At 64.1% G+C, this 23152-nt stretch carries 19 protein-coding genes; 7 read left to right on the forward strand and 12 right to left on the reverse strand.

Annotated features, from left to right (window positions below):
• Nucleotides 1–145 precede the first annotated feature (145 nt).
• The gene (locus tag IC761_RS28110; protein WP_195799923.1) at nucleotides 146–1450 is read left to right on the forward strand and encodes a GGDEF domain-containing protein; all 1305 of its coding nucleotides are present in this window, start codon (nucleotides 146–148) and stop codon (nucleotides 1448–1450) included.
• A 14-nt stretch (nucleotides 1451–1464) separates the two neighbouring features.
• Here the strand turns inward: IC761_RS28110 and IC761_RS28115 are convergent, their stop codons facing one another.
• Complete coding sequence (locus IC761_RS28115; RefSeq protein ID WP_195804794.1) at nucleotides 1465–2085, reverse strand: TetR/AcrR family transcriptional regulator; 621 nt, start codon at nucleotides 2083–2085, stop codon at nucleotides 1465–1467.
• A 51-nt stretch (nucleotides 2086–2136) separates the two neighbouring features.
• Here IC761_RS28115 and IC761_RS36205 point away from each other — a divergent pair, with 51 nt between their 5' ends.
• The 3 genes from IC761_RS36205 (at nucleotide 2137) to IC761_RS28125 (ending at nucleotide 6827) form a co-directional block, all read left to right on the forward strand.
• Nucleotides 2137–2403 carry a hypothetical protein gene (locus IC761_RS36205; protein WP_368367072.1) on the forward strand — a complete coding sequence of 89 codons (267 nt, stop codon included), beginning with the start codon at nucleotides 2137–2139 and terminating at the stop codon, nucleotides 2401–2403.
• Between the two features lie 342 nt (nucleotides 2404–2745).
• A complete protein-coding gene (locus IC761_RS28120) occupies nucleotides 2746–6150 on the forward strand; it encodes an acyl-[ACP]--phospholipid O-acyltransferase (protein WP_195799924.1) in 3405 nt (1134 codons plus the stop codon).
• 5 nt (nucleotides 6151–6155) lie between these two features.
• The gene (locus IC761_RS28125; protein WP_195799925.1) at nucleotides 6156–6827 is read left to right on the forward strand and encodes an esterase/lipase family protein; all 672 of its coding nucleotides are present in this window, start codon (nucleotides 6156–6158) and stop codon (nucleotides 6825–6827) included.
• Nucleotides 6828–6953: 126 nt separating this feature from the next.
• On the opposite strand, the gene IC761_RS28130 is transcribed toward IC761_RS28125, so the two are convergent.
• The 3 genes from IC761_RS28130 to tcuA all read right to left on the reverse strand — a co-directional run bounded on the left by IC761_RS28130 (nucleotide 6954) and on the right by tcuA (nucleotide 10587).
• Nucleotides 6954–7931 carry a DUF2971 domain-containing protein gene (locus IC761_RS28130; RefSeq protein WP_195799926.1) on the reverse strand — a complete coding sequence of 326 codons (978 nt, stop codon included), beginning with the start codon at nucleotides 7929–7931 and terminating at the stop codon, nucleotides 6954–6956.
• 177 nt (nucleotides 7932–8108) lie between these two features.
• On the reverse strand, nucleotides 8109–9209 hold the full coding sequence (gene tcuB, locus IC761_RS28135; RefSeq protein WP_195799927.1) for a tricarballylate utilization 4Fe-4S protein TcuB: 1101 nt from the start codon (nucleotides 9207–9209) through the stop codon (nucleotides 8109–8111).
• Nucleotides 9196–10587: an FAD-dependent tricarballylate dehydrogenase TcuA gene (gene tcuA, locus IC761_RS28140; protein WP_195799928.1), complete on the reverse strand. Its 1392-nt coding sequence runs from the start codon at nucleotides 10585–10587 to the stop codon at nucleotides 9196–9198. The genes tcuB and tcuA overlap by 14 nt, the downstream gene beginning before the upstream one ends.
• 157 nt (nucleotides 10588–10744) lie before the next feature.
• Between tcuA and IC761_RS28145 the strand changes: the two genes are divergently transcribed.
• A complete protein-coding gene (locus tag IC761_RS28145) occupies nucleotides 10745–11440 on the forward strand; it encodes a GntR family transcriptional regulator (RefSeq protein WP_195799929.1) in 696 nt (231 codons plus the stop codon).
• 6 nt (nucleotides 11441–11446) lie between these two features.
• On the opposite strand, the gene ybaK is transcribed toward IC761_RS28145, so the two are convergent.
• The 8 genes from ybaK to mobB all read right to left on the reverse strand — a co-directional run bounded on the left by ybaK (nucleotide 11447) and on the right by mobB (nucleotide 21422).
• Complete coding sequence (gene ybaK / locus IC761_RS28150; protein ID WP_195799930.1) at nucleotides 11447–11920, reverse strand: Cys-tRNA(Pro) deacylase; 474 nt, start codon at nucleotides 11918–11920, stop codon at nucleotides 11447–11449.
• Nucleotides 11921–12325: 405 nt separating this feature from the next.
• Nucleotides 12326–15094: a formate dehydrogenase subunit alpha gene (fdhF, locus tag IC761_RS28155; RefSeq protein WP_195799931.1), complete on the reverse strand. Its 2769-nt coding sequence runs from the start codon at nucleotides 15092–15094 to the stop codon at nucleotides 12326–12328.
• Nucleotides 15091–16800: an NADH-ubiquinone oxidoreductase-F iron-sulfur binding region domain-containing protein gene (locus tag IC761_RS28160; RefSeq protein ID WP_195799932.1), complete on the reverse strand. Its 1710-nt coding sequence runs from the start codon at nucleotides 16798–16800 to the stop codon at nucleotides 15091–15093. Before IC761_RS28160 ends, fdhF begins: the two co-directional genes overlap by 4 nt.
• A gap of 168 nt (nucleotides 16801–16968) precedes the next feature.
• Nucleotides 16969–17253 (reverse strand): hypothetical protein, encoded by a 285-nt coding sequence (locus tag IC761_RS28165; protein WP_195799933.1) that lies wholly within the window; start codon nucleotides 17251–17253, stop codon nucleotides 16969–16971.
• 96 nt (nucleotides 17254–17349) lie between these two features.
• Nucleotides 17350–19002: an OFA family MFS transporter gene (locus IC761_RS28170; protein WP_195799934.1), complete on the reverse strand. Its 1653-nt coding sequence runs from the start codon at nucleotides 19000–19002 to the stop codon at nucleotides 17350–17352.
• Between the two features lie 317 nt (nucleotides 19003–19319).
• Complete coding sequence (locus tag IC761_RS28175) at nucleotides 19320–19583, reverse strand: sulfurtransferase TusA family protein (RefSeq protein ID WP_195799935.1); 264 nt, start codon at nucleotides 19581–19583, stop codon at nucleotides 19320–19322.
• Nucleotides 19584–19628: 45 nt separating this feature from the next.
• Nucleotides 19629–20885: a molybdopterin molybdotransferase MoeA gene (locus IC761_RS28180; protein ID WP_195799936.1), complete on the reverse strand. Its 1257-nt coding sequence runs from the start codon at nucleotides 20883–20885 to the stop codon at nucleotides 19629–19631.
• A gap of 9 nt (nucleotides 20886–20894) precedes the next feature.
• Complete coding sequence (gene mobB / locus IC761_RS28185; RefSeq protein ID WP_195799937.1) at nucleotides 20895–21422, reverse strand: molybdopterin-guanine dinucleotide biosynthesis protein B; 528 nt, start codon at nucleotides 21420–21422, stop codon at nucleotides 20895–20897.
• A gap of 205 nt (nucleotides 21423–21627) precedes the next feature.
• On the opposite strand from mobB, the gene fdhD reads away from it, so the two are divergent.
• Nucleotides 21628–22518 carry a formate dehydrogenase accessory sulfurtransferase FdhD gene (fdhD, locus tag IC761_RS28190; protein ID WP_195799938.1) on the forward strand — a complete coding sequence of 297 codons (891 nt, stop codon included), beginning with the start codon at nucleotides 21628–21630 and terminating at the stop codon, nucleotides 22516–22518.
• Nucleotides 22499–23140: a molybdenum cofactor guanylyltransferase MobA gene (gene mobA / locus IC761_RS28195; RefSeq protein WP_195799939.1), complete on the forward strand. Its 642-nt coding sequence runs from the start codon at nucleotides 22499–22501 to the stop codon at nucleotides 23138–23140. The genes fdhD and mobA overlap by 20 nt, the downstream gene beginning before the upstream one ends.
• Nucleotides 23141–23152: the final 12 nt, after the last annotated feature.

The following is a 23152-nucleotide window of genomic DNA, read 5'->3' on the forward strand; positions in this document are numbered from 1 at the left end:
ATCTGCGCAAATCCGTTTCACAACGTTTTCACCTTGCAACACGGTCGCTCGACGTTTTCAGGTCGAGTTAAGCAGCGTTCCCGCCTACTTCGCGTTATCAACGGACCACTCCGCTGGGGTCGTTGAGTGATTTGGGGAACGCCTTGTGTTTCGCAGAACCGCGACGTCCATGAATGGGCGCAACTTCCTTCATGTCATCAAGCTCGTCTCGCCATTCGTCGCAGTCGTCGTGCTGCAGGCGGCGATCGCCGGATTCAGCCTCGAGGTGATGTCCTCGGTCCGCGCCTATGTCGCGGGCGAAGCGATGTGGTCGCGCTCGCAGAAGAACGCGGTCTACTTCCTCAACCTCTATCTGCGCTCGGGCGATGCGAGCCAGTTTGCGCAATACCAGACCTCGCTCGCCGTTCCCATCGGCGACGAATACGCCCGCTGGGCGCTCGAGCGCGATCCGGTCGACGTCGAGATCGCGCGCATCGGCTTCCTGCAAGGCGGCAACCATCCCGACGACGTTCCCGGCCTGATCTGGCTGTTCCGTCATTTCAGCGGTGTCAGCTTCCTCCTGGAGGCGATCCGGGAGTGGACAGCCACTGATCCCATGCTGCTTGAACTGAGCATCTTCGGCGAGGTGATCCGCTCCGAGCTGAAGGACGGCCCGATTCGCGACAGCGAGCGCCTGCAATTCCTGTCGTCGCGGCTCTCCGAGCTGAACAGGCAGTTCACAGGGCATGCCGAGCGGTTCTCGACGGTGCTCGGCGAAGGCTCGCGCGCCATCAAGCTGACGCTGACTTGCGTGAACATCGTCACCGCGGCGACCCTGATCCTGCTGCTGATCTGGCACACGCGGCGACTGGTGCTCCAGCGACAGGCGTTCGAGGACGCACTCCATGCCGAGAAGGAGCGCCTCGCCTTTCAGGCCTCGCACGATTGGCTGACCGGCATTGCCAACCGGCGGGCCTTCGAGGCGCGTCTGCAAAGCGAGCTCGACTCTGCCGGCGAAAATTCGTTGAGCCTGATCCTGCTCGACCTCGACCAGTTCAAGAGCGTCAACGACAGCTGCGGCCATCTCGCGGGCGACCGCCTGCTGGGCCAGGTCGCACATCTCCTGCAACAGGACCGGCGGCCACATGATCTCGTAGCCCGGCTTGGCGGCGACGAATTCGGCCTGATCCTGCCGCAATGTCCGCCTTACGACGCCGTCGACATCGCCGAACGGCTGCGAAAGTCGCTCGAGCTGTTCAACTTCGCCTGGGAGGATCGCTGCTTCGCGGTGACGGCCAGCATCGGCGTCACCTGCATCACCGGCGGCAACACCACGCTCGAGGAGGCGATGCGTCGGGCCGACGCCGCCTGCTATCGCGCCAAGGAAAAGGGACGCAACCGCGTTCAGATCGACCATGGACGACCCGAGGTCGTCATCGTTGCACGGCCGCGCGAAGCTGCGCGCGCCTGACGCCCGTCGCCCTGTTACCGGCCCGGCAGGATCCCGAGGCCGACAAGGTGCGCATCGAGAAACTGTTCGACCTGCTGGCGCAGCATCTGGGAGGGCACGGCCACCATGCGCTCCTCGAGGCCGAGCGAGATGATGCCGTGCACGGCGGAAAACAGCGTGCGCGACAGCAATGCGATCCGCACATCATCCGCATCCGGCAGCAACCGCTCCAGCGGTGGATGCATCAGCGCGAAGGCGTCCATCACCATCTGAAGGATATCGTCCGGATACGGTCGGTCGTCCTCCATCCGATGCTCGAACAGTGACCGCAGCAAATTGGGGTGCTCCGCGAAGAAGGCGAGATAGGTCTCGGCAAGCCCATAGAGCTGGCGTACCGGATCTTCCGCCGGAACCCCGGCCAACCGGACCGTCAGGGCCTGAACGGTCTCCCGATTCACGGTCAGGATCACGCCATCGAAGTCCCCGAACTCGTTATAGACGCTGCCAACCGAACAGCCGGCGGCGTCCGCGACATCCCGAACCTTCAATGATCTCAGTCCCTTGGACGCGATAATGCCGCGGGCGATCTCCATGATCAGGAGCCGCCGCCGATTTTTTTTCTGATCGCGCAGCGATTTTTCTTGAACATTGTTCATTTTCAAGCTACTCACGTGAACATTGTTCAAATTAACTCGGAGACTTGCAAAATGCAAACCCTCGTTGTTGATATCGCCACCACCTTCGTCGATGACGCCACCGCCCTCGCCACGGGCCTCGGCCGCGCCGTCCTGAGGCTTGCGATGGCGCCGATCGATCGCATCGCCAATGCCTGCGACATCGCCGGCGTGCTCGCCGAGCGCCGCGCCACCTTCCGGATGTGGCGGGCGAGCCGCGATCAAGCCCGCCACGGCGGCCGCCGGTTCAGCCTGCTCGGCCGCATCTCTCCCTTTCGCCACCTCTCCCATCTCACCTGAGGCCGGAGCGATCCCGGACCGGGTTCGGTCCAATGCAAGGTCCGGTTGCAACGAAGCAATCACCATGTCCGGACATTGCCGACAAATTCAGCCTTCGTCGAAAATCCGATTCAGCTTTTCCTATCTCTCTGGGCGATACCCCGGCGAGTACGGCCAAAGCCATTTGCGAACCTAACGAGACCGCGCGGAGACCAAACAGGATCGGAACGGTGAGCGGCAAAAGCGCAGGCTGGGACAGACGTCGTCGTCAATCTGCGCCAGTCTGTCGCATAGGCTCCGGTCCTCAGCATCACCGCCGTCAGCCATTCAACCTCGGACAGCTCTTCTGGAACAGGACTGGTCATGATCAGGGATTTGATGTCGTCACGCCGTTTCGCGCCGCTGTTCTGGGCGCAATTCTTCTCGGCGCTCAATGACAACGTGCTCAAGAACGCGCTCGTCATCATCCTGCTTTACAGCGCGGCCACCGGCCACGGCGATGCGCTGGTGACGGTTGCGGGCGCTGTCTTCATCTTCCCCTATTTCATCCTGTCCGGGCTCGCCGGCCAGCTTGCCGATAAATACGTCAAGTCCGTCGTCGCAAGGCGGCTGAAGTTCGCCGAGATCTTCGCGGCGGGCTTTGCCGCTGCCGGTTTCTTCCTGCACTCGGTGCCGCTGCTGTTCACCGCGCTCGCGCTGTTCGGCATCATTGCCGCGCTGTTCGGCCCGGTGAAATACGCGATGCTGCCGGACCAGCTCGAGCTCGGCGAGCTCGCCACCGGCAACGCGCTGGTCGAAGGCGCGACCTTCATGGCGATCCTGCTCGGCACCGTCGCCGGCGGCCAGTTCGTGGCCGGTTCCGCCCATATGGGCTGGGTGTCATCGGCCGTGGTCGTGCTGGCGCTGTTGTCCTGGGCCTTCGCGTCCCGGATTCCGCAGACAGCGCCCTCCGCCCCCGATCTGCCCGTCAACGCCAATCCCTGGACCTCGACGGTCAGCCTGTTGAAGACGCTGTACGCCGACCACCGGCTGTGGGACGGCACGGTGATCGTCTCCTGGTTCTGGCTGGTCGGCGCCATCGTGCTGTCGCTGCTGCCGGCGCTGGTCAAGGATGTCGTCGGCGGCTCCGAAGGCGTGGTGACGCTGTGCCTGGCGATCTTCGCGATCGGCATTGCCATCGGCTCGCTGTTCGCGGCCAGCCTCAGTCATGTTCGTCCGAACCTCGCTTTGGTGCCGATCGGCGCCATCCTGATGGGGATCGCCGGCATCGACCTCGCCTGGGCCATCGCCATGACCACCAAGGGCCAGGACATTGCGGCAGTCGATTTCGCGACCTCGTTCGCGGGCCTGCGCATGATGATCGACTTCGTCGCGTTCGCTTTCGGCGGCGGCTTGTTCGTCGTGCCGTCCTTTGCAGCCGTCCAGGCCTGGTCGACACCGTCCGAGCGCGCCCGCATCATCGCGGCCGGCAACGTGCTGCAAGCCGGCTTCATGGTGGTCGGCTCGCTGTTCGTCGCGCTGTTGCAGGCGGCAGGATTGCATATCGGCTGGATCTTCTTCGGCCTTGGCGTCGCAAGCTTCGGCGCGGTGTGGTTCGTGCTGACGAAATGGGGCAAGGAAGGCGTCCGCGACTTCGGCTCGCTGCTGTTCCGCGCGCTGTTCCGCACTGAAGTGCGCGGGCTCGAAAACCTGCCACCTCCCGGCACGCGCATGCTGATCGCGCCGAACCATGTCAGCCTGATCGACGGCCCGCTGCTGCACGCCGTGCTGCCGATCGACGCGAGCTTCGCGGTCGATACCGGCATCTCCAAGGCCTGGTGGGCAAGGCCGTTCCTGCGTGTCGTCAAGCATTACACCATGGACCCGACCAAGCCGCTGGCCGCGCGCGACCTGATCAAGCTCGTCGCCGCCGGAGAACCCGTGGTGATCTTCCCGGAAGGGCGCCTCACCGTCTCCGGCTCGCTGATGAAGGTCTATGACGGCACCGCGATGATCGCGGACAAGGCCGACGCCGTGGTCGTGCCGGTTCGCATCGAAGGCGCGCAACGTTCCCATCTCAGCTATCTCAACGCCAGCCAGATCAAGCGGTCGTGGTTTCCGCGGGTGACGGTCACGATCCTGCCGCCGGTCAAGCTTCCGGTCGACCAGTCGCTGAAGGGCAAGGCGCGCCGCAATGCCGCCGGCGCCGCGCTCCAGGACGTGATGATCGATGCCATGGTGAAGAACGCAATGCTCGACCAGACGCTGTTCGAGGCGCTCGGACACGCCTATCGCGACCGCGATACCGGCAAGGTCATCGTCGAGGACGCGCTCGGCACCAAGCTGACCTATCGCAAGCTGATCCTTGGCGCGCAGGTCCTGAGCCGCAAGTTAGAGGCCGGCACCGCGGCCGGCGAGAATGTCGGCGTGCTGCTGCCGAATTCGGCGGGCGTCGCTGTCGTCTTCATGGCGCTGCAAAGCATCGGCCGTGTTCCGGCGATGCTCAACTTCTCCGCCGGTCCGGTCAACGTGCTTGCCGCGATGAAGGCCGCGCAGGTCAAGACCGTGCTGACCTCAAAAGCCTTCATCGAGAAGGGCAAGCTCGACAAGCTGATGGCGGCGGTCTCCGCCGAGGCCCATGTCATCTATCTCGAAGACGTGCGCGCCTCGATCGGGACGGCCGACAAGATCAAGGGCCTGCTTGCCGGAACCGCACCGCGCGTCGCCCGCCAAGCCAACGATCCGGCCGTCGTGCTGTTCACCTCAGGCTCGGAAGGCACGCCCAAGGGTGTGGTGCTGTCCCACCGCAACATCCTCGCCAATGCGGCGCAGGCGCTGGCGCGGGTCGATGCCAACGCCAATGACAAGGTGTTCAACGTGCTGCCGGTGTTCCACTCGTTCGGGCTGACCGGCGGAATGATGATGCCGATGCTCGCGGGCATTCCGATCTACATGTACCCCTCACCGCTGCACTACCGCATCGTGCCCGAGCTGATCTACCAGACCGGCGCCACCATCCTGTTCGGCACCGACACGTTCCTCACCGGCTACGCCCGCTCGGCGCACGCCTACGACTTCCGCACCCTGCGCCTGGTGATCGCCGGCGCCGAGGCGGTCAAGGACCGCACCCGTCAGGTGTTCATGGAGCGCTACGGCATCCGTATCCTCGAAGGCTATGGCGTCACCGAGACCGCGCCGGTGCTGGCGATGAACACGCCGATGGCGAATCGTCCCGGCACCGTCGGCCGCCTCTCGCCGCTGATGGAAAGCCGCCTCGATCCGGTTCCCGGCATCGAGGACGGTGGACGCCTCTCGGTCCGTGGACCGAACGTGATGCTCGGTTACTTGCGGGCCGAAAATCCCGGCGTGCTCGAAAGGCTTCCCGACGGCTGGCACGACACCGGCGACATCGTGTCAATCGACTCCGCCGGCTTCATCACCATCAAGGGCCGCGCCAAGCGCTTTGCCAAGATCGCGGGCGAAATGGTCTCGCTGTCGGCGGTCGAAAGCATCGCGACGACGCTGTGGCCGCAGGCCGCATCGGTCGCCGTGTCGATCCCCGACCAGCGCAAGGGCGAGCGCATCGTGCTGCTGACGACGGAGAAGACCGCCGAGCGCAGCGCCATGCAGGGCCAGGCCAAGGCGATCGGCGCCTCCGAGCTGACCGTGCCCGCGGCGATCATGGTGGTCGACAAGGTGCCGCTGCTCGGCACCGGCAAGACCGACTATGTCACCGCGACCGCAAGGGCCCGCGACCAGGCGTCCGCGCCGGAGCGCGAGGTTGCGTAAGGAAGATGCACGAGTCGTCTGAGATCGGCGGCGCGCGATGTCCGGGAGTGGTTCTGCTTCATGGCATCGCGCGCACCTCGGCTTCTCTGAAGAGCCTTGAGCGGGCGCTCCAGGCGGCTGGCTTCGCAACGCTCAATATCGACTACGCCAGTCGCACCAATCCAATCGCAGCCCTTGCGGACGATATCCACCCGGCCATCGCCCGCTTCGCCGAACGTGACGCCCCGCTCCATTTCGTCGCGCATTCGATGGGAGGCCTCATCACGCGCGCCTATATCGCGAAACACCGGCCGCACCGGCTTGGTGGTGTCGTGATGCTCGGCACGCCGAACGGCGGCAGCGAGGTCGCCAATCTCCTGAGCGGATCTCGCCTCTTCCGCGCATTCTACGGCCCGGCCGGGCTCGAACTCACCACAGCAAACCGACCGGATGCCCTGCCCGCCCCCGACTATCCGGTCGGCGTGATCGCGGGCAATCGATTCATCGACCCCGTCGCCGGCCTCTTTGTTCTACCGAAGCCGAATGATGGTCGAGTCTCGGTCCAGAGCGCGACGCTGGCCGGCATGGCCGACCATGTCGTCGTTAAGGCTTCTCATACCGGGCTGCCGCGTCACGCCGTCGCAATTGCACAGACCATCGCTTTCCTGCGCGAAGGCCGCTTTCACGTGTACGCGTGAATCGAGGCGGCCTGGATCACGCGTCTTCGATGTCATGTCCGCTATGTTCCTGACAGCGACGAAAAAGCGGACATTGCCGTAGGTCCGAGATGAGCCAGAGGTAGGCATCTGCGGATGCCGACTCAGTCAGAGAGTGACCTTCGATCGAACGATGCGAATGGCAGGGTAGCCCTGTTTTTTGAGGAAAAGTCGGGCCTTCGCTTCCGCGTCTTTGGGGGCGAGCGGCCCGATCAGAATTTCCTTGATGTTGCCGCGCTTCTTAAGAGGTAAATCCGCCTCGACATAGTGCTTAGTACGGTCGCCTAGCTTTAATTCCCTACGGATGTCGTCAAATTTGCCGGGCAGGTTCATGATGACATACCGAACCTCGCGCTCATTCGCGTACTTGATATCCTTCGCGGTCAAACAATTCCAGACAAGTTGCGATGCGATGAACTCGGTCTGCATTGCCTGGATAAATTGCAGCAAGATTTCCTTGTCTCTTGGCATCTTGATGTTTGCCCTGCCGTAGCGGCTAACGACCTCAGCGACCTTTTCAATCCCGCGCCGGTGACGCACCCGCGTTGCAGGTTCGCCGTAGATCACGCGACCCACGTGCAGGTTATCACTCGCCTTTTCGCTCACCGTGTCCTTGTCGGGCTGAAATAACGGCGGAGCGAAGCCGATGGCGAAACCGCGTCCCGCATTTCCGTATTCCAGCCATTGTTGGCGATCGTCGCGATGCTTGCTGAGACTGAACAAGTAGAACTCGAAGGTATCGACCAAGGAGTTAACTTCGAGCACGTCATCAAGACCGCAGCACATAGAGCGCTTAAAAGGGTCTTTCGACCAGCCGACCGACCGCATTACCTCGCGCGCAATTTGGAGCGAGTATTCGAATTCGGTTTCGTCCCGCTGATGCAAGTGGCGAAAGCACCAAATCTGTTGCTTCTTTAAAATGCTGTGGAACGGGACATCACCCGTATAATGATAGAGCGCATCGACCGGCGTGGTCTCGTTCTGCTCTTCGAGCAATTGTTTTTGTGACCACTTGACGAAGCCATCCACTGCGGTTCGGACTTTGCGCGGCAAGTGGGCGTATCGCGTATCGTAGAGATCGGTCATTAGGTTCGCTGCCAATGCCACAATTGAGCGCCGGACTGGTCGAGCGGTCAAGGCCTGAAATGGATGGTTTGGTAAGTTCGCTAAGGGTCACAACCGGTAAAGCTCAGCGCAAGATTTCCGCTTTGCCTCCGAAACCTGACATATGCGGATTTATGAGTACACGGCCTACCGTAACCGCTAAGCCTCCGTCCGCCGCTCCTGCGCGTAACGCAGCAGCGCCGCGAAGCGATAGATGCCGTGCACGAACTTGCCATACGGCATGGTGATGAACAACGCGAACACGGCGCCGAGATGCAGCGCGAGCAGCGGCCCCATGGCGGCGGTCTCACGCAGAATGAGAAGCAACATGCCGGTGAGACCGGTCAGGAACAGCATGGCGATGAAGCCGACATCCATGCCTGAGCTGCTCTCGTCGAGCAGCTCGGGCGCACGGCGCGACTTCGCGATGAACAGGCCGACGGGGCCAACGACGAGGCCGATGCCACCGAGCGTGCCGAGCACCGCGGGCAGGTCCCACCAGGGATACGGCGCCTCGCGGCCGAGCAGATAGTGATAGAGCGTGCCAACCGAGGTCGCGGCAAAGCACAGCAGGAAGCCGTAGAACGTCAAATGATGGAACAGCTTGCGCCGGTCGGTCGGCTTGTCGTCCTCGTTGTAGCAGCCGACGCCGCCGCCGTGGAGATAGCGCAGCTCGCCGGCATCGCGGATCGCCTGAAAGATCGAGCCGCCATCGGCGCGGCCGCCGATGGGCGTCCCGATGTCGCGCCAGAACGCACGCACGCTCATGACCAGCGCGAGGATGGCGAAGAGAAACGCCGCGCTGAACAGCGCCGCCATCGCATTGTGCGGCATCAGCCTGTAGAACGCGCCGGGACCGGTGTGCACGCCGAACAGCACGCTGCGGTCATTCAAGGCTGCAAAGCCGAAGATGAAAGCCGCCATGCTGAGCGCGGCGACGATGCTGATGACGAGGCCGTTGCGCGCGAAGGCGCCGGACAGCGCCCGCGGCCAGGCATAGGCGGCGTAGGATTCCGCGCGCGCGATCGCGAGCGTCTGGGGAACGTTGACATTGAACTCGTGCGGCGGCGAGAACTGGCAGTCGACGTAACAGGCGCCGCAGGAATGGCAGAGATTGGCGAGATAGTTGAGGTCGCCATCGGAGAAGGCGCGGCGCATCTCCATGGCGGGAAACACCGCGCACAGACCCTCGCAATAGCGGCAGGAATTGCAGACCGTCATCAGACGGTCGGCTTCGTCCAAAATCCTAGTTCCGTGCATGTTTCGCCGCTTCCCGTCCTGCGATCCGCCCGAACACGCTGCCGATGGTCATGCCCATGCCGGCCGCGTAGCCTTTGCCGAGCACGTTGCCTGCCATGATCTCGCCGGCCGCGAACATGTTGGCCGACGGCTTGCCGTCAGCCATCAGCATGCGCGACTCCTTGTTCACCCGCGTGCCGAGATAGGTGAAGGTGATGCCGGGCCGCACCGGATAGGCGAGAAAAGGCGGTGTCTCGATTTTGCGTGCCCAGTGCGTCTTGGGCGGTGTGACGCCTTCGGTCACGCAATCGTCGAGAATGGTGTGATCGAAGGTACCGGGCCGCACCGCGGCGTTGAATTCGGTGATGGTCTTTTCCAGAGCAACTGGGTCGAGCGTCAGCTTGCCGGCAAGCTCGGCGACCGTCTGCCCGGCGATCGGCGGGAACAGCGTCGGCATGAAGCTGGTGACGACGGTCGAGTCGAAGATGATGTAGGCGATCTGGTCGGGCTGCGCCGCGACCAGCCGGCCCCAGATCGCGTAGCGCTTCGGCCAGATGTCCTCGCCCTCGTCGTAGAATCGCTCAGCGTGCTTGTTGACGACGATGCCGAACACAACGGAGTCATGGCGCGTGATGATGCCACCGTCGAATTTTGGCGCGCGCGCGTCGATCGCGACCGCATGGCACTGGGTGGGATCGCCGACCTCCTGCACGCCCTTGGCGAGCAGCATCTTCAGGATCGAGCCGCGGTTATAGGGCGTGCCGCGGATCAGGAAATTGTCGGCGGCCTCGCCCCAATATTGCTTCAGCCATTCGATGTTGGCCTCGAAGCCGCCGGCGGCGGCGACCAGCGAGGTCGCGCGGATCTCGGTCTCGCCCCCGATCGGCCGCTTCAAGCGCGCGGCGAGGAACATGCCGTCCTCGATCACGAGGTCGGTGACCTCGGCATCGTATGCGACATCGACGCCAAGCCGCTCGGCGGTGAGATAGAGCGCATTCAGCATGGCGCGGCCGCCGCCGAGGAAGAACGAGTTGGTGCGGCCGAGGCTCAGCGTGCCGCCGAGCGAGGGTTGCCAGCGCACGCCCTGCTCCACGATCCAGTTGAGGATGTCCTTGGACTCCCGGATCATGTGGCGGGCCAGCACCTCGTCGGTCTGCCCGCCGGTGACGCGCAAGAGATCCTCCCAGAACTCCTCCTCGGTATAGGGACCGGTGAGGATTTCGGTGGCGGCGTCATGGGCGCAGCGCATGTTGCGGGTGTGGCGGGTGTTGCCGCCGCGATAGAATTTTGGCGCACCTTCGAGCACCAGCACGGACGCACCGCCGCGTCGTGCCGCGATCGCCGCGCACAGCGCCGCGTTGCCGCCGCCGATCACCAGCACGTCGTATTTGCTGCCCATGCCGTCCGTCCGATGCGACGAGGTTAGAGACATTCTGCCCGCACGCGGTCCCGGTCAACCCTGAGAGCCATTGCGTACTTTTGTATACAAAGATATACAGTAGCGGCGCAAGCGGCATCTCTGCATGGGCAGGATGCGCCCTGCGCTTCGAGGGACCATGGCGAGGCGCCCGGCAAAGGCAGGCGGATCGATCGCGCGCGGCGGTGGCGTGGCGCTGGGCGAAGCCGTGTTCCGCTCGCTTTGCGAGGCCCTCCAGGCCGGCAGCTACCGCGCCGGCGACCGCCTCCGCGAGGAGGAGGTTGCGCAGCGGCTGAAGGTCAGTCGCACCCCTGTGCGGGAGGCGCTTGGCCGGCTCGCGGCACGCGGCTTCGTCGAGCCCGCCGGCGGCCGCGGGCTGATCGTGCGCAACCTCGACATCTCGGAGGTGCTCGAGCTCTACGCGATGCGCGAGATCATGGAAGGTGCCGCCGCGCGCCTTGCCGCCGAGCACGCATCTGCGCCGGAGATCGACGCGCTCAGGGATATCGAGCAAGCATTCATGGAGGCGTCCGCGACCGACGCCGCCGAGATGGCAAGAGAAATGGCAAGGCTCAACCGCGCCTTCCACGAGGCGATCTGCCGCGCCGCCCGCAACCGCTATCTCGACAACGCTTCGCGGGAATTGCAGGACTGGATCGCCCTGCTCGGCCCGACCACCTTCACCGTGTCCGGCCGTCCCTCGACCAGCCACGGCGAGCATCAGGCGATCATCGAGGCGATTGCCGCGCGCGACGGCGACAAGGCCGAACAGCTCGCGCGCGCCCACATCCGCGAGGCGCTGCGCTGCCGGCTCAAGTTGTTGCAGAAGCAGTAGAGACATTCAGGCGAGCACGTCCGCGACGACCGCCTTCAGCACATCCCGCACATCGGCAGGCTTGAGCCGAACCTGCAAGCCGCGCTGGCCACCGTTGACGTAGACCTGCTCATGCGCAAGCGCACCCTGCTCGATCACGGTGCGGACGGGTTTGCGCTGCCCGAACGGGCTGATGCCGCCGACCTTGAAGCCGGTGACACGTTCGGCTTCCGGGGGCTTCATCATCTGCGCTGCCTTGCCGCTGACGGCCGCGGCGAGCTTCTTCATCGAGACTTCCTGATCGGACGGCACGATGACGCAGACCGGCTTGCCGTCCACCAGCGCCATCAGCGTCTTCAGCACCTGCGCGGGATCCTCGCCGAGCGCGGACGCCGCCTGCAACCCGATGCTCTCAGCGTCGGGATCGTAGTCATAGGCGTGAACGGTGAAGGCAACGCCGGCAGCCGTCAGCGCGCGGGTGGCAGGGGTGACTTTGGACATGGGTGATATCTAGCACCGTCAATACGAGGCGCGAAGGGAGGACATTCCGTCGTCGTCCCGGCGAAGGCCGGGACCCATAACCCCAGGGAGAAGTTTGGCGAAGACTAGTCGTTCGGGATGCTACCGCCCGCAATCGATAGATTCCGCGGTATGGGTCCTGGCCTTCGCCACGACGACAGCGAGGGTGTGCACGCGCCCTGCAATGACGACGATGCGGGAGGCGATGAGTACCAGGCGGGCGCTGTTGGCGATGATGCAATAATACAGGTGTTTTGCCCGACGCCGCAAGCTGTTTCGGCAAGACCGAAATTACTCAAGCCTCTCAACCCCGGTTCTACTGTGCATGGGGTTGTTTTCGCATTTTAGAGGAAGGCCTGGCCCGGACGACGCCGGAGGGGTGGCTCGCTACTCCGCCGCGTCGCGCATCTCGGCGCGCTCGGCCCGCGCCGCGCAGAATTTGAACTCCGGGATCTTGCCGAACGGATCGAGTGCGGGGTTGGTCAACAGGTTCGCCGCCGCCTCGGCGTAGCAGAACGGCATGAACACCATGTTCTCGGGCACGTCGCGGTCGGAGCGGACCTTGACCTCGACGGCGCCGCGGCGGGTTTCGAGCCGGATGAAATCGCCGGGCGCAAGCTTCTTCTGGCGCATGTCCCTCGGATTCATGAACGCCACCGCCTCCGGCTCGATCTGGTCGAGCACCTGGGCGCGACGGGTCATCGAGCCGGTGTGCCAATGCTCGAGCACGCGGCCGGTCGAGAGCACCATCGGATATTCGTCGTCGGGCAGCTCGTCCGGCGGGATGACATGGGCCGGCACGATCTTGCCGCGGCCGCTGGCGGTCGGGAAACCCGTGGTGAAGATGATCTCGTTACCGGGCAGTAGCGGATCGTCCGCCGGATAGGTCACGGCCCCCTCACGCACCAGCCGCTCCCAGCTGATGTTCTTCAGCGACGGCATCAGCTCCGCCATCTCGGTGTAGACTTCGCCCGCGTCGGCATAATTCCAGGGCAGGCCCATGCGCTTGCCGATCTCCTGGATGATCCAGAGGTCCTGCCGCGCATCGCCGGGCGGCTTGATCACCTGGCGCGCGAGCTGCACGCGGCGGTCGGTGTTGGTGAAGGAGCCTTCCTTCTCCGCGAACGCCGAGGCCGGCAGGATGACGTCCGCGTGGAAGGCGGTCTCGGTGACGAACAGATCCTGCACCACGAGATGATCGAGCATCGCGAGCGCCTGGCGCGCATGCTGCAAATCAGGGTCGGACATCGCGGGGTTCTCACCCTCGATATACATGCCCTTGATCTCGCCGGCATGGATCGCGTTCATGATCTCGACCACGGTGAGGCCGCGCACGGGATCGAGGTCCTGGCCCCACAGCTTCTCGAACGCGCCGCGCATGTCGTCGCGGCCGACCGGCTGGTAGTCCGGCAGGAACATCGGGATCAGGCCGGCGTCGGAAGCGCCCTGCACGTTGTTCTGGCCGCGCAGCGGATGCAGGCCGGTGCCGGGACGGCCGACCTGGCCGGTGATCAGCGCCAGCGCAATCAGGCAGCGCGCATTGTCGGTGCCGTGGACGTGCTGGCTGATGCCCATGCCCCAGAAGATGATCGACGATTTTGCCCGCGCATAGGTCCGCGCCACCTCGCGCAGGGTCTGCGCTGGGACGCCGCAGATCGGCGCCATCTTCTCCGGCGTGAACTCCTTGATCTTCTCCTTGAGGTCTTCAAAGCCCTCGGTGTAGCCGGCGATGTACTGGTCGTCGGTCAGGCCTTCGGTGATGATCGTGTTGATCATCGCGTTCAGCATCGCGACGTCGGAGCCGGGCTTGAATTGGAGGTGCCTGGCTGCGTGCCGCGACAGCGATTGCCGGCGCGGATCCATCACGAACAGCTTGGCGCCGTTCTGCTTGACCGCATTCTTGATGAAGGTCGCGGCCACCGGATGGTTCACAGTCGGGTTGGCGCCGATCACCCAGATCACCTCGGCATCCATCGCCGCGGAGAACGGCGCCGATACCGCGCCCGAGCTCAAGCCTTCGAACAGCGCTGCCACGGACGAGGCGTGGCACAGACGCGTGCAGTGGTCGACGTTGTTAGAGCCGAAACCGGTGCGCACCAGCTTCTGGAACAGATAGGCCTCTTCGTTCGAGCCCTTGGCCGAGCCGAAGCCGGCGAGCGCCTTCACGCCATGCGTGTCGCGGATTTCAACCAGCCCCTTGGCGGCGATGTCGAGCGCTTCGTCCCAACTCGCTTCACGAAAATGGGTGAAGGGATTGGCCGGGTCGACCTGGTCGTTGGAATCCTTCTTCGCATTCGGCAGCCGCACCAGCGGCTTGGTCAGCCGATGCGGATGGTGGATATAGTCGAAGCCGAAGCGGCCCTTGACGCAGAGACGGTTGTGATTGGCCGGGCCATCGCGGCCCTCAGCATAGATCACCTTCTCGTCCTTGACCTCGTAAGTCACCTGGCAGCCGACGCCGCAGAATGGGCAGAGCGAATCCACCTTCTTGTCCGGATAGGTCACGCGGGTCTGCTTGTCGTCGAGCATCACCGCCGGCATCAACGCGCCGGTCGGGCAGGCCTGCACGCATTCGCCGCAGGCGACGCAGGTCGATTCACCCATGGGGTCGTCGAAGTCGAACACGATCTTGGCGCTGTGGTTGCGATAGGCCATGCCGATGACGTCGTTGACCTGGACCTCGCGGCAGGCGCGCACGCACAGGCCGCACTGGATGCAGGCGTCGAGATTGACGCGCATCGCCGGATGGCTGGCGTCGGTCTGCCAGCGCTCGGCAGCGGGGAAGCGGCTCTCGGTGACGCCGGTGGTCTCGGCCCAGTGCCAGAATTTCGACTCCGGATCGTGCGAGGTCTCGCGCGCCGGCTGGTCGGCGACCAGCAGCTCCATCACCATCTTCTGCGCCGACACCGCACGCGCGGATTCGGTCTTCACTTTCATGCCGACCGACGGCGTGCGCTTGCAGGAGGCCGCAAGCACGCGCTCGCCTTCGATCTCGACCATGCAGGCGCGGCAATTGCCATCGGGGCGATAGTCCGGCGCGGGCGAATAGCAGAGGTGCGGAATCTCGCGGCCCTGGCGGTGCGCGACCTGCCAGATCGTCTCGCCGGGTTTGGCCTCAACCTGCTTGCCGTCGAGCTCGAACGTGATCCTGGTCATTCGGCCGCTTCCTTGAACTCGTCAGGGAAATATTTGATGACGGACGACAGCGGGTTCGATGCTGCCTGTCCGAGCCCGCAGATCGAGGCATCGCGCATCGCCTGGCTCAATTCTTCCAGCAGGGCACGGTTCCAAACCGGCTTCTGCATCAACAGCGCCGCCTTCTGGGTTCCAACCCGGCACGGCGTGCACTGGCCGCAGCTCTCGTCCTCGAAGAACTTCATCAGGTTCAATGCGGCTGCGCGCACGCTATCCTGTTGCGACAGGATCACGATCGCGGCCGAGCCGATGAAGCAGCCGTATTTCTCCAGCGTGCCGAAATCGAGCGGGATGTCGTCCATCGACGCCGGCAGGATGCCGCCGGACGCGCCGCCCGGCAGATACGCATAGAATTGATGGCCGTCGGCCATGCCGCCGCAATATTCGTCGATCAGCTCGCGCACGGTGATGCCCGCGGGCGCGAGCTTCATGCCGGGATTTTTCACACGCCCGGAGACCGAGAAGCTGCGCAGGCCGTGACGCTCATGACGGCCATGGCCCTTCCACCAGTCCGCGCCCTTCTCGACGATGTCGCGCACCCACCACAGCGTCTCGACGTTGTTGATCAGCGTCGGCAGACCGAACAGGCCGACCTGGAACGGATAAGGCGGCTTGTGCCTGGGCAGGCCGCGCTTGCCCTCGATGCTCTCCAGCAGCGAGGATTCTTCGCCACAGATGTAGGCGCCGGCCCCGCGGCGCATGTGCAGCGTCGGGCCGCCCACGGGAAGCTTGGCGATCTCGCGCTCCAGAATCTCGCGCGACGCCGGATACTCGTCACGCAGATAGATATAGACATCGGAGGCCTGCACCACATGCGCGCCGATCAGCATGCCCTCGATGAAACGGTGCGGATCGGTTTCGAGATAATAGCGGTCCTTGAACGTGCCGGGCTCGCCCTCATCGCCGTTGATCGCCATCAGCCGCGGGCCGGGCTCGCCGAGCACCGCGCGCCATTTGCGCCCGGTCGGGAAGCCGGCGCCGCCGAGGCCGCGCAGCGATGCGTCGTCGAGCGCCTTCAGCAAATCGTCCCTCGGCAATTCGCCCGAGCGCACGCGATTGAGCAGCTTGTAGCCGCCGGCGGCGACATAGGCGTCATGGTCGATGTATTTCGGCAGATGCGCGTGAGTGTCGCCGGATTTCGCCGCGGCCAGCACGTTGGCGACCGTGGCGTGATCGACGAAGTTGTGGCCGACTTCAGCAGCAGGCGCCGTGTCGCAACGGCCGACGCAGGGCGCCCGCACCACGCGGATGCCGGGACCGGCGGCGTCTTGCAAATCCTCGAGCAGCTTCTCGCTGCCGAGCATTGCGCAGGTGAGAGAGTCGCAGACGCGGATCGTCAGCGGCGCGATATCCGGCTCGCCTTCCTTCACCACGTCGAAATGCGCGTAGAAGGTCGCGGTCTCGAACACCTCGGCAAAGGCGAGCTTCACCTCGTCGGCGAGCGCGGCGAGATGCGCCGCTGAGATCTGATGATACTTGTCCTGGATGAGATGCAGATATTCGATCAGGAGATCGCGCCGCCGAGGGCGATCGGCGAGCAGCAGTTCGATCTCATGCGCGGCAGTCGGATCGACCTGCCGCCCCTTGGGCGTAGCCTTGGCGCGCCGGCGCCCTTCGCCCGGATGCTCGAATTCCCTGACCTTGTGAACGTCGTCGTTGCTGCTCATGGAGACGTCGCGTTCTCCTCAAAAGCGCCTATCAGGCACGCGCATGGAGCCAACTCTAATCTCTGGTATGCCAGAGGCAAGGAAATTTAGAACGTCTCAATTATGATTGAGGGGGCAGGCAGCCGCCCTGCCGTGCCCCCTTGCGCAAGCGGTGCGCGGAACGTCGCCTCAGGTCTTGCTCATGCACTCTTCGATGTAGAACCAGCGGTCGTCGCCGATCAGCCCCTTGGACTTCACATCGGCGCGGCAGGCTTTCAGCTTCGGCTTGTTGGCCGACCACTTCGCCTTCATGTCCTTCAGCTTCTGCATGGTGAGCTTGATCTTGCCGGGCGGCTTGGCGTCGGTCGTAGCACTCGGCGCAGGCGCAGCAGGCGCTGTCGCAGTTTGCGCAGATGCGGTGTGAAGGCCCGCGGCCAGCAGCATGGCAGCGAGGCAAATACGGGTGCGAAGCATCGGAATCCCCCTAAGTCCCATTCTCAATCATCTTGTCAGGCGAGCACCGCGGGATGTGGCCATGCGGCAGCATCCCGCGACGATGTGGGCTTGAGATCAGAAGATCTTCACGGCGCTGAGCAGCGTCATGTACACGCCATAGGCCAGCGGAATGGCAACGAACGCCCAGAACAGCGCGGCCTTGCCGTCGAGGCCTCCCGTGCCAATCCCGAACGAGCCGGTCTGCCCGGCGTTCGCGCCGGCGGTCGATGCCTGGAGCTTCGCCACTTCGGCTTCGCTCATGTACCATTTCGGATTGACCGGCTTGATCAGGTAGTTGCAGATCAAGCCCGCGACCAGCATGGCGCAGAGGATATACATGGTCGAGTTATAGACTTGGTCGCGCGGCACGCCCGCCGCGAGCTGAAACTCGCGGATGTAGTTGACTATGACGGGGCCGATGATGCCCGCGGTGGACCACGCCGTCAACAGCCGGCCGTGGATAGCGCCGACGAACTGGGTACCGAACATATCGGCGAGATAGGCCGGCACGGTCGCGAAGCCACCACCGTACATCGACACAATGATGCCGATGGCGAGCACGAACAGCAACTTCGAGCCCATTGCCGCAAAGGTCGGCGCCAGCGCGTAGAGTACGATGCCCAGGATGAAGAACGTATAGTAGGTGTTTTTGCGGCCCATAAGGTCCGACATCGAGGCCCAGAAGAACCTGCCGCCGATGTTGAACAGCGATAGCAGGCCACCGAACCCGGCCGCGATCGTCGCAATCTGAGCCTTCTGAGCCGTAGTCAGCGCGTTGAAGCCGACATCAGGCAGACCGATAAGCTTGCCGGCGAATATCTCCTGGAGAATCGGCGAGGCCATGCCGAGCACCCCGATGCCGGCGGACACGTTCAAGCAGAGCACCCACCAGATCAACCAGAACTGCGGCGTCTTGTGCGCATTGTTGAGATGAACGTGATGCTCGGAGATCATCGACTTCTTCTCGCTCGGCGGCGTCCAGCCATCGGGGCGCCAGCCGGCCGGCGGCAGGCGGTAGCGGAACGCGCCGATCATCATGAAGACGAGATAGCCTGCCCCCATAGCGAGGAAGGTCTCCCAAGCTCCGACCGAGGTCGACGTCTTGAATTGGTTCATGAGCCAATCGGCGAGCGGGAAGCCGATCATGGCGCCGCCGCCAAAGCCCATAATGGCCATGCCGGTCGCCATGCCGCGGCGGTCCGGGAACCATTTGACCAGCGTCGACACCGGCGAGATGTAGCCGAGACCGAGACCGACGCCGCCGATCACACCACAGCCTAGCCACATGACCCAGAGCTGGTGGACATAAATTCCGATGGCGCCGAGCACCAGTCCGCCACACCAGCACAACGCCGCAACGAAGCCGGCCTTGCGTGGCCCGACGCGCTCAAGCCAGCCGCCCCAGATTGCGGCGGAGACGCCGAGGAAGACGAAGAACAGCGTGTACATCCACCCGAGGCTTGCGACCTTCCAGTCGCACGTCGTGGTGAACAGCTCCTGCCACAGCGAAATATCCGGGCAGGCCTTCGGCGCGGTCAATCCGATCGCGCGCGACAGCGGCAGCCAGAACACCGAGAAGCCATAGGCCATGCCGATGCAGAGATGGATGCACAGCGCCGCCGGTGGCACCAACCAGCGATTGAAGCCGGCCACAGCGATGGTTCGCTCGCGATCGAGGAACCCGGCGCCTGCGCCCGAAATCCTTCCAGCGCTTTCGATTGTCGTCATGCATTCCTCCCCTGCCGCCGCCCTTCTGAGCAGCCTGCCGCTACCATCCTGTTCCTCAGCGCTTGGCGGTGCAGCCTCTGTCCCTGCTGCTCCGCACAATCATCCGACACGCGCCAGGATTGTCACACGCGTCTGAAAAGTTAACCCCTCGACCGGGGCTCTATGCCCGATACGAGCTCCAGGCTTCGTGCGTGGCCCGTTGATCCGCGTATCGCAGACAAGACTCAACCTCCGCGCCCGTACGGAGAAAGTCAATTGGGGCAGAAGCCGTGATCGATGTCGATAGACAAAAGGTCGGTATCAGCGCGGTAACGCGCTCAAGAATGCAGCGCAGCATTGACGTCGCCTATCGAACCATTTGTCTTTTCTATCAAGAACACGATGCGCGCGTCGTTGCGCTCGGTGATCTCCACCTTGTCGCCGGTCTCGCGGATCAGATTCGGAATGTCAATCACCGACAGGGGATCGGTACAGTGCACTTCGAGCTGATCGCCCGGATGCAACGGCTTCAGCGCCTTGCGTGTCTTCAAGGCAGGCAGCGGGCATTTCAGCCCGGTAAGATCAAGTGTTGTCCTGGTCATGGGCGCAACATGCAGGGGCAGATTAAACGCGTCAACGCGGCTGACTCAGATCAGGTCGGCGTAGGACAGGAAACCTACGCTCGAGCCGGGCTCGACGCGCGTGATGTCCTCGCCGAGTTCGACAAGGCCGTCGGTCTCGACCAATGACGACAGCAGCCCGGCGCCCTCGCGCGGGAACTTGACCGCCTCCAGCATTCCGTCCGCGCCACGCCGCAACGAGGCGCGGACATATTCGCGCCGGCCGATCTTCTTCTTATAGGAGAAGGCCGCGGGCACCGGAATCGGCAAGAACCGTTCCGGCAGGCCGCCGGCGAGCGCCAGTACGGTGGGCCGCACCACATGGACAAACGTGACGAAGCTCGCCACTGGATTGCCGGGCAATCCGATCAGCGGCGTGCCCTGGATGATGCCCATCGCCACGGGCCGGCCGGGCTTGATCGCCATCCGCCACAGCACCAGCGAGCCGATGCTCTCGACCGCCGCCTTGACGTGATCCTCCTCGCCGGTCGAGACACCGCCGGTGGTGAGGATCAGATCATGTCTGCCTGCGACCTGCTTCAATCCATCCGCAAGCGATATGCGTTCATCGCGCAAGATGCCGAGATCGGAAACCTCGCAGCCGAGCCGGCGCAACATCGCCATCAGCATGAAGCGGTTGGAATCGTAAAGCTGCGACCGAGCGCGTGGCTCGCCGGGCGACGCAAGCTCGTCGCCAGTCGAGAACACCGCGACGCGGATGCGCCTGACCACATCGAGCAGGGTCAGGCCGAACGCAGCTGCAAGCGCGACGTGCTGCGGCCGCAAGCGCAGACCGGCGCGCAACGCGACGCGACCTTGCGGAATGTCTTCGCCCGCGGGGCGAACATTGGCGCCCGGCTTGAGCCCCGGCGGCAGCACGATCCTGCCGGCGTCATCGATGCGGACATCCTCCTGCATGAAGACGGTCTCGGCATCCGGCGGCATCGGCGCGCCGGTAAAGATGCGCGCGGTGTGGCCTGGCTTGATCGCGGCCTGCGCCAGGCCGCCGGCCTGGATGCGACCGTCGAGCGGGAACGCCTGCTCCGCATCCCGCGGAAGGTCCGCGCTGCGCACGGCATAGCCGTCAACAGCGGAATTGGTGAAGGGCGGCAGCGGCAGGGGCGCCGCGATGTCGTGCGCCAGCACGCGCCCGTCCGCATCGACCAGCGCCACCGCCTCGAGATCGGCAATCGCATTGACCCGCGCCGTGATCAGGCCAACCGCCTCGTCGACCGACATCATCGGTCCACCGAAGGCAAAACAATCGTCCGACAATTGCGCCATGGTGCCTCGTCAGCGCATTGCGGCGCTCTTCGCGACCGCTTCCTCAACCGGCATCGCCGCACGCAGCAGCAATGCCGCAGCAGCCGGGATATCATCGAGATGGACGGTCGGCAGCCGGGTTTCAACCGTCGCATCGGTCGCAATCCCGACAATTCCGGGATCATCGGGGAACAGCAGCGGCTTGTCGTTCGCGGCGCGGTGCACCTCGATCTTGCGATGCGGCTCGCGTTTGAAGCCTTCGACGACGACGAGATCGACGGCAGACAGCTTGCTCAGAAGATCCGGCAGCCGCGGCTCCGCGGCGCCACGCAATTCGTGCATCAGGGCCCAGCGGTTCGACGAAGCCACCAGCACCTCGGCCGCACCGGCCTCGCGATGGCGCCAGGAATCCTTGCCGGGCACGTCGACATCGAACTGGTGATGCGCATGCTTGATGACGGAGACGCGCAGCCCCTGCGCGTTGAAATGCGGGATCAGCCGCGTCAACAGCGTGGTCTTGCCCGCACCGCTCCAGCCTGCAAGGCCGATGACTTTCATTCCAGCTCCGTCTCCGCGAGCGACCTGGTCTTTGGTGGAACCGCTCCCGCCACCGTCATTGCGAGCGACGCGGAGCAATCCAGACTGTCTCCGCGGGGGCATTCCGGGATTGCTTCGCTTCGCTCGCAATGACGAGGCGGCATTTTCCTCTCTCTCGGCCATGCTTATATCGGCTTGGCCCGAATGTCATGCTAACCTCGCGGCCATGATGAAGATCGACAAAGCCCCGGTGCCCCTGATCGTCCCAAACCCGGACGACCCACGCCTGACGGAGAGCGTGACCGGGACCGACCAGACCGGCGCCAGGGTCGAGATCAAGGTGCCGATGGAGCGGCCGCTGACGCTCTATTTGAATTCGCAGGAGATCGTCACCATGATGACGATCGGCGACTATCCGGAATATCTGGCGCTGGGCTATCTGCTCAACCAGAACATGCTGAAGTATAATGACGTCGTCACCGAGGTCGAATATGACGACGACCTCCAGGTGGTCGTGGTGCGCACCTCACATCACACCAATTTCGAGGCCAAGCTGAAGAAGCGCACGCAGACCTCGGGCTGCGCGCAAGGCACCGCCTTCGGTGATCTGCTCGAGGCCGTCGAGAGCGTCGCGCTGCCGAAGGCCGAGCTGCGCACCTCCTGGCTGTACCAGATGACGCAGACCATCAACACCATGCCCTCGCTCTATCTCGAAGCCGGCGCGATCCATGGCTGTGTGCTGTGCCAGGAAGGCACTCCGCTCTGCTACACCGAGGATGTCGGCCGCCACAACGCCGTCGACAAGATCGCGGGCTGGATGTACCGCCACGGCGTCGACGCCTCTGACAAGATTCTCTACACCACGGGACGCCTCACCTCCGAGATGGTGATCAAGACCGTTCGGATGGGCATTCCGATCCTGGTGTCGCGCTCCGGCTTCACCGCCTGGGGCGTCGATCTCGCCCGGCAAGTCGGGCTGACGCTGGTCGGTCGCACCCGTGGCAAGCGCTTCATCGCGCTCGCGGGCGAGGAGCGCATCGTCTACGACCAGAACCTCGAATACGTCGAGGAGGAATCGGCGAAACACAAGCGCAAGGGTGAAGGTGGTGACGACTAGGATTCCGGCAACGCAAGGCGTGCTGCTCGCCGGTGGTCTCGCGCGGCGCATGGGCGGCGGTGACAAGCCGATGCGCACGATCGGCGGCCGCACCATCCTGGAGCGCGTGATCGCGCGTCTGACGCCCCAATGCAGCGGCCTGATCCTCAATGCCAACGGAGATCCCGCGCGTTTCGCCGTGTTCGGCTTGCGGGTCATTGCCGACGACGTGCCCGGCTTTCCCGGCCCGCTCGCCGGCATCCTCGCCGCGCTCGACTGGACGGCGGCGAACCGGCCCGAGATCGAATGGGTCCTTAGCGCCGCCGGTGACTGCCCGTTCCTGCCGCGCAATCTCGTCGCGCGCCTGCACGAGGCACTTGAGCGAGAGAGCGCGCAGCTCGCGGTCGCCGCATCAGGCGACCAGTCGCATCCGGTGATCGGTCTGTGGCGCGTTGATTTGCGCGAACAGCTGCGTCACGCGCTGGTGGTCGAGGACCTTCGCAAGATCGACCGCTGGACCGCCCGCTATCGGCTGGCGACAGTGACTTGGCCGACCGAGCCGCTCGACCCGTTCTTCAACGCCAACACGGTCGAGGACATCGCGGAAGCCGAGCGGCTGGCGGCGCTGGATGCCGCGACCTAGCGCCAACGCGCA

It is taken from the genome of Bradyrhizobium commune, from assembly GCF_015624505.1.
Lineage (GTDB): Bacteria > Pseudomonadota > Alphaproteobacteria > Rhizobiales > Xanthobacteraceae > Bradyrhizobium > Bradyrhizobium commune.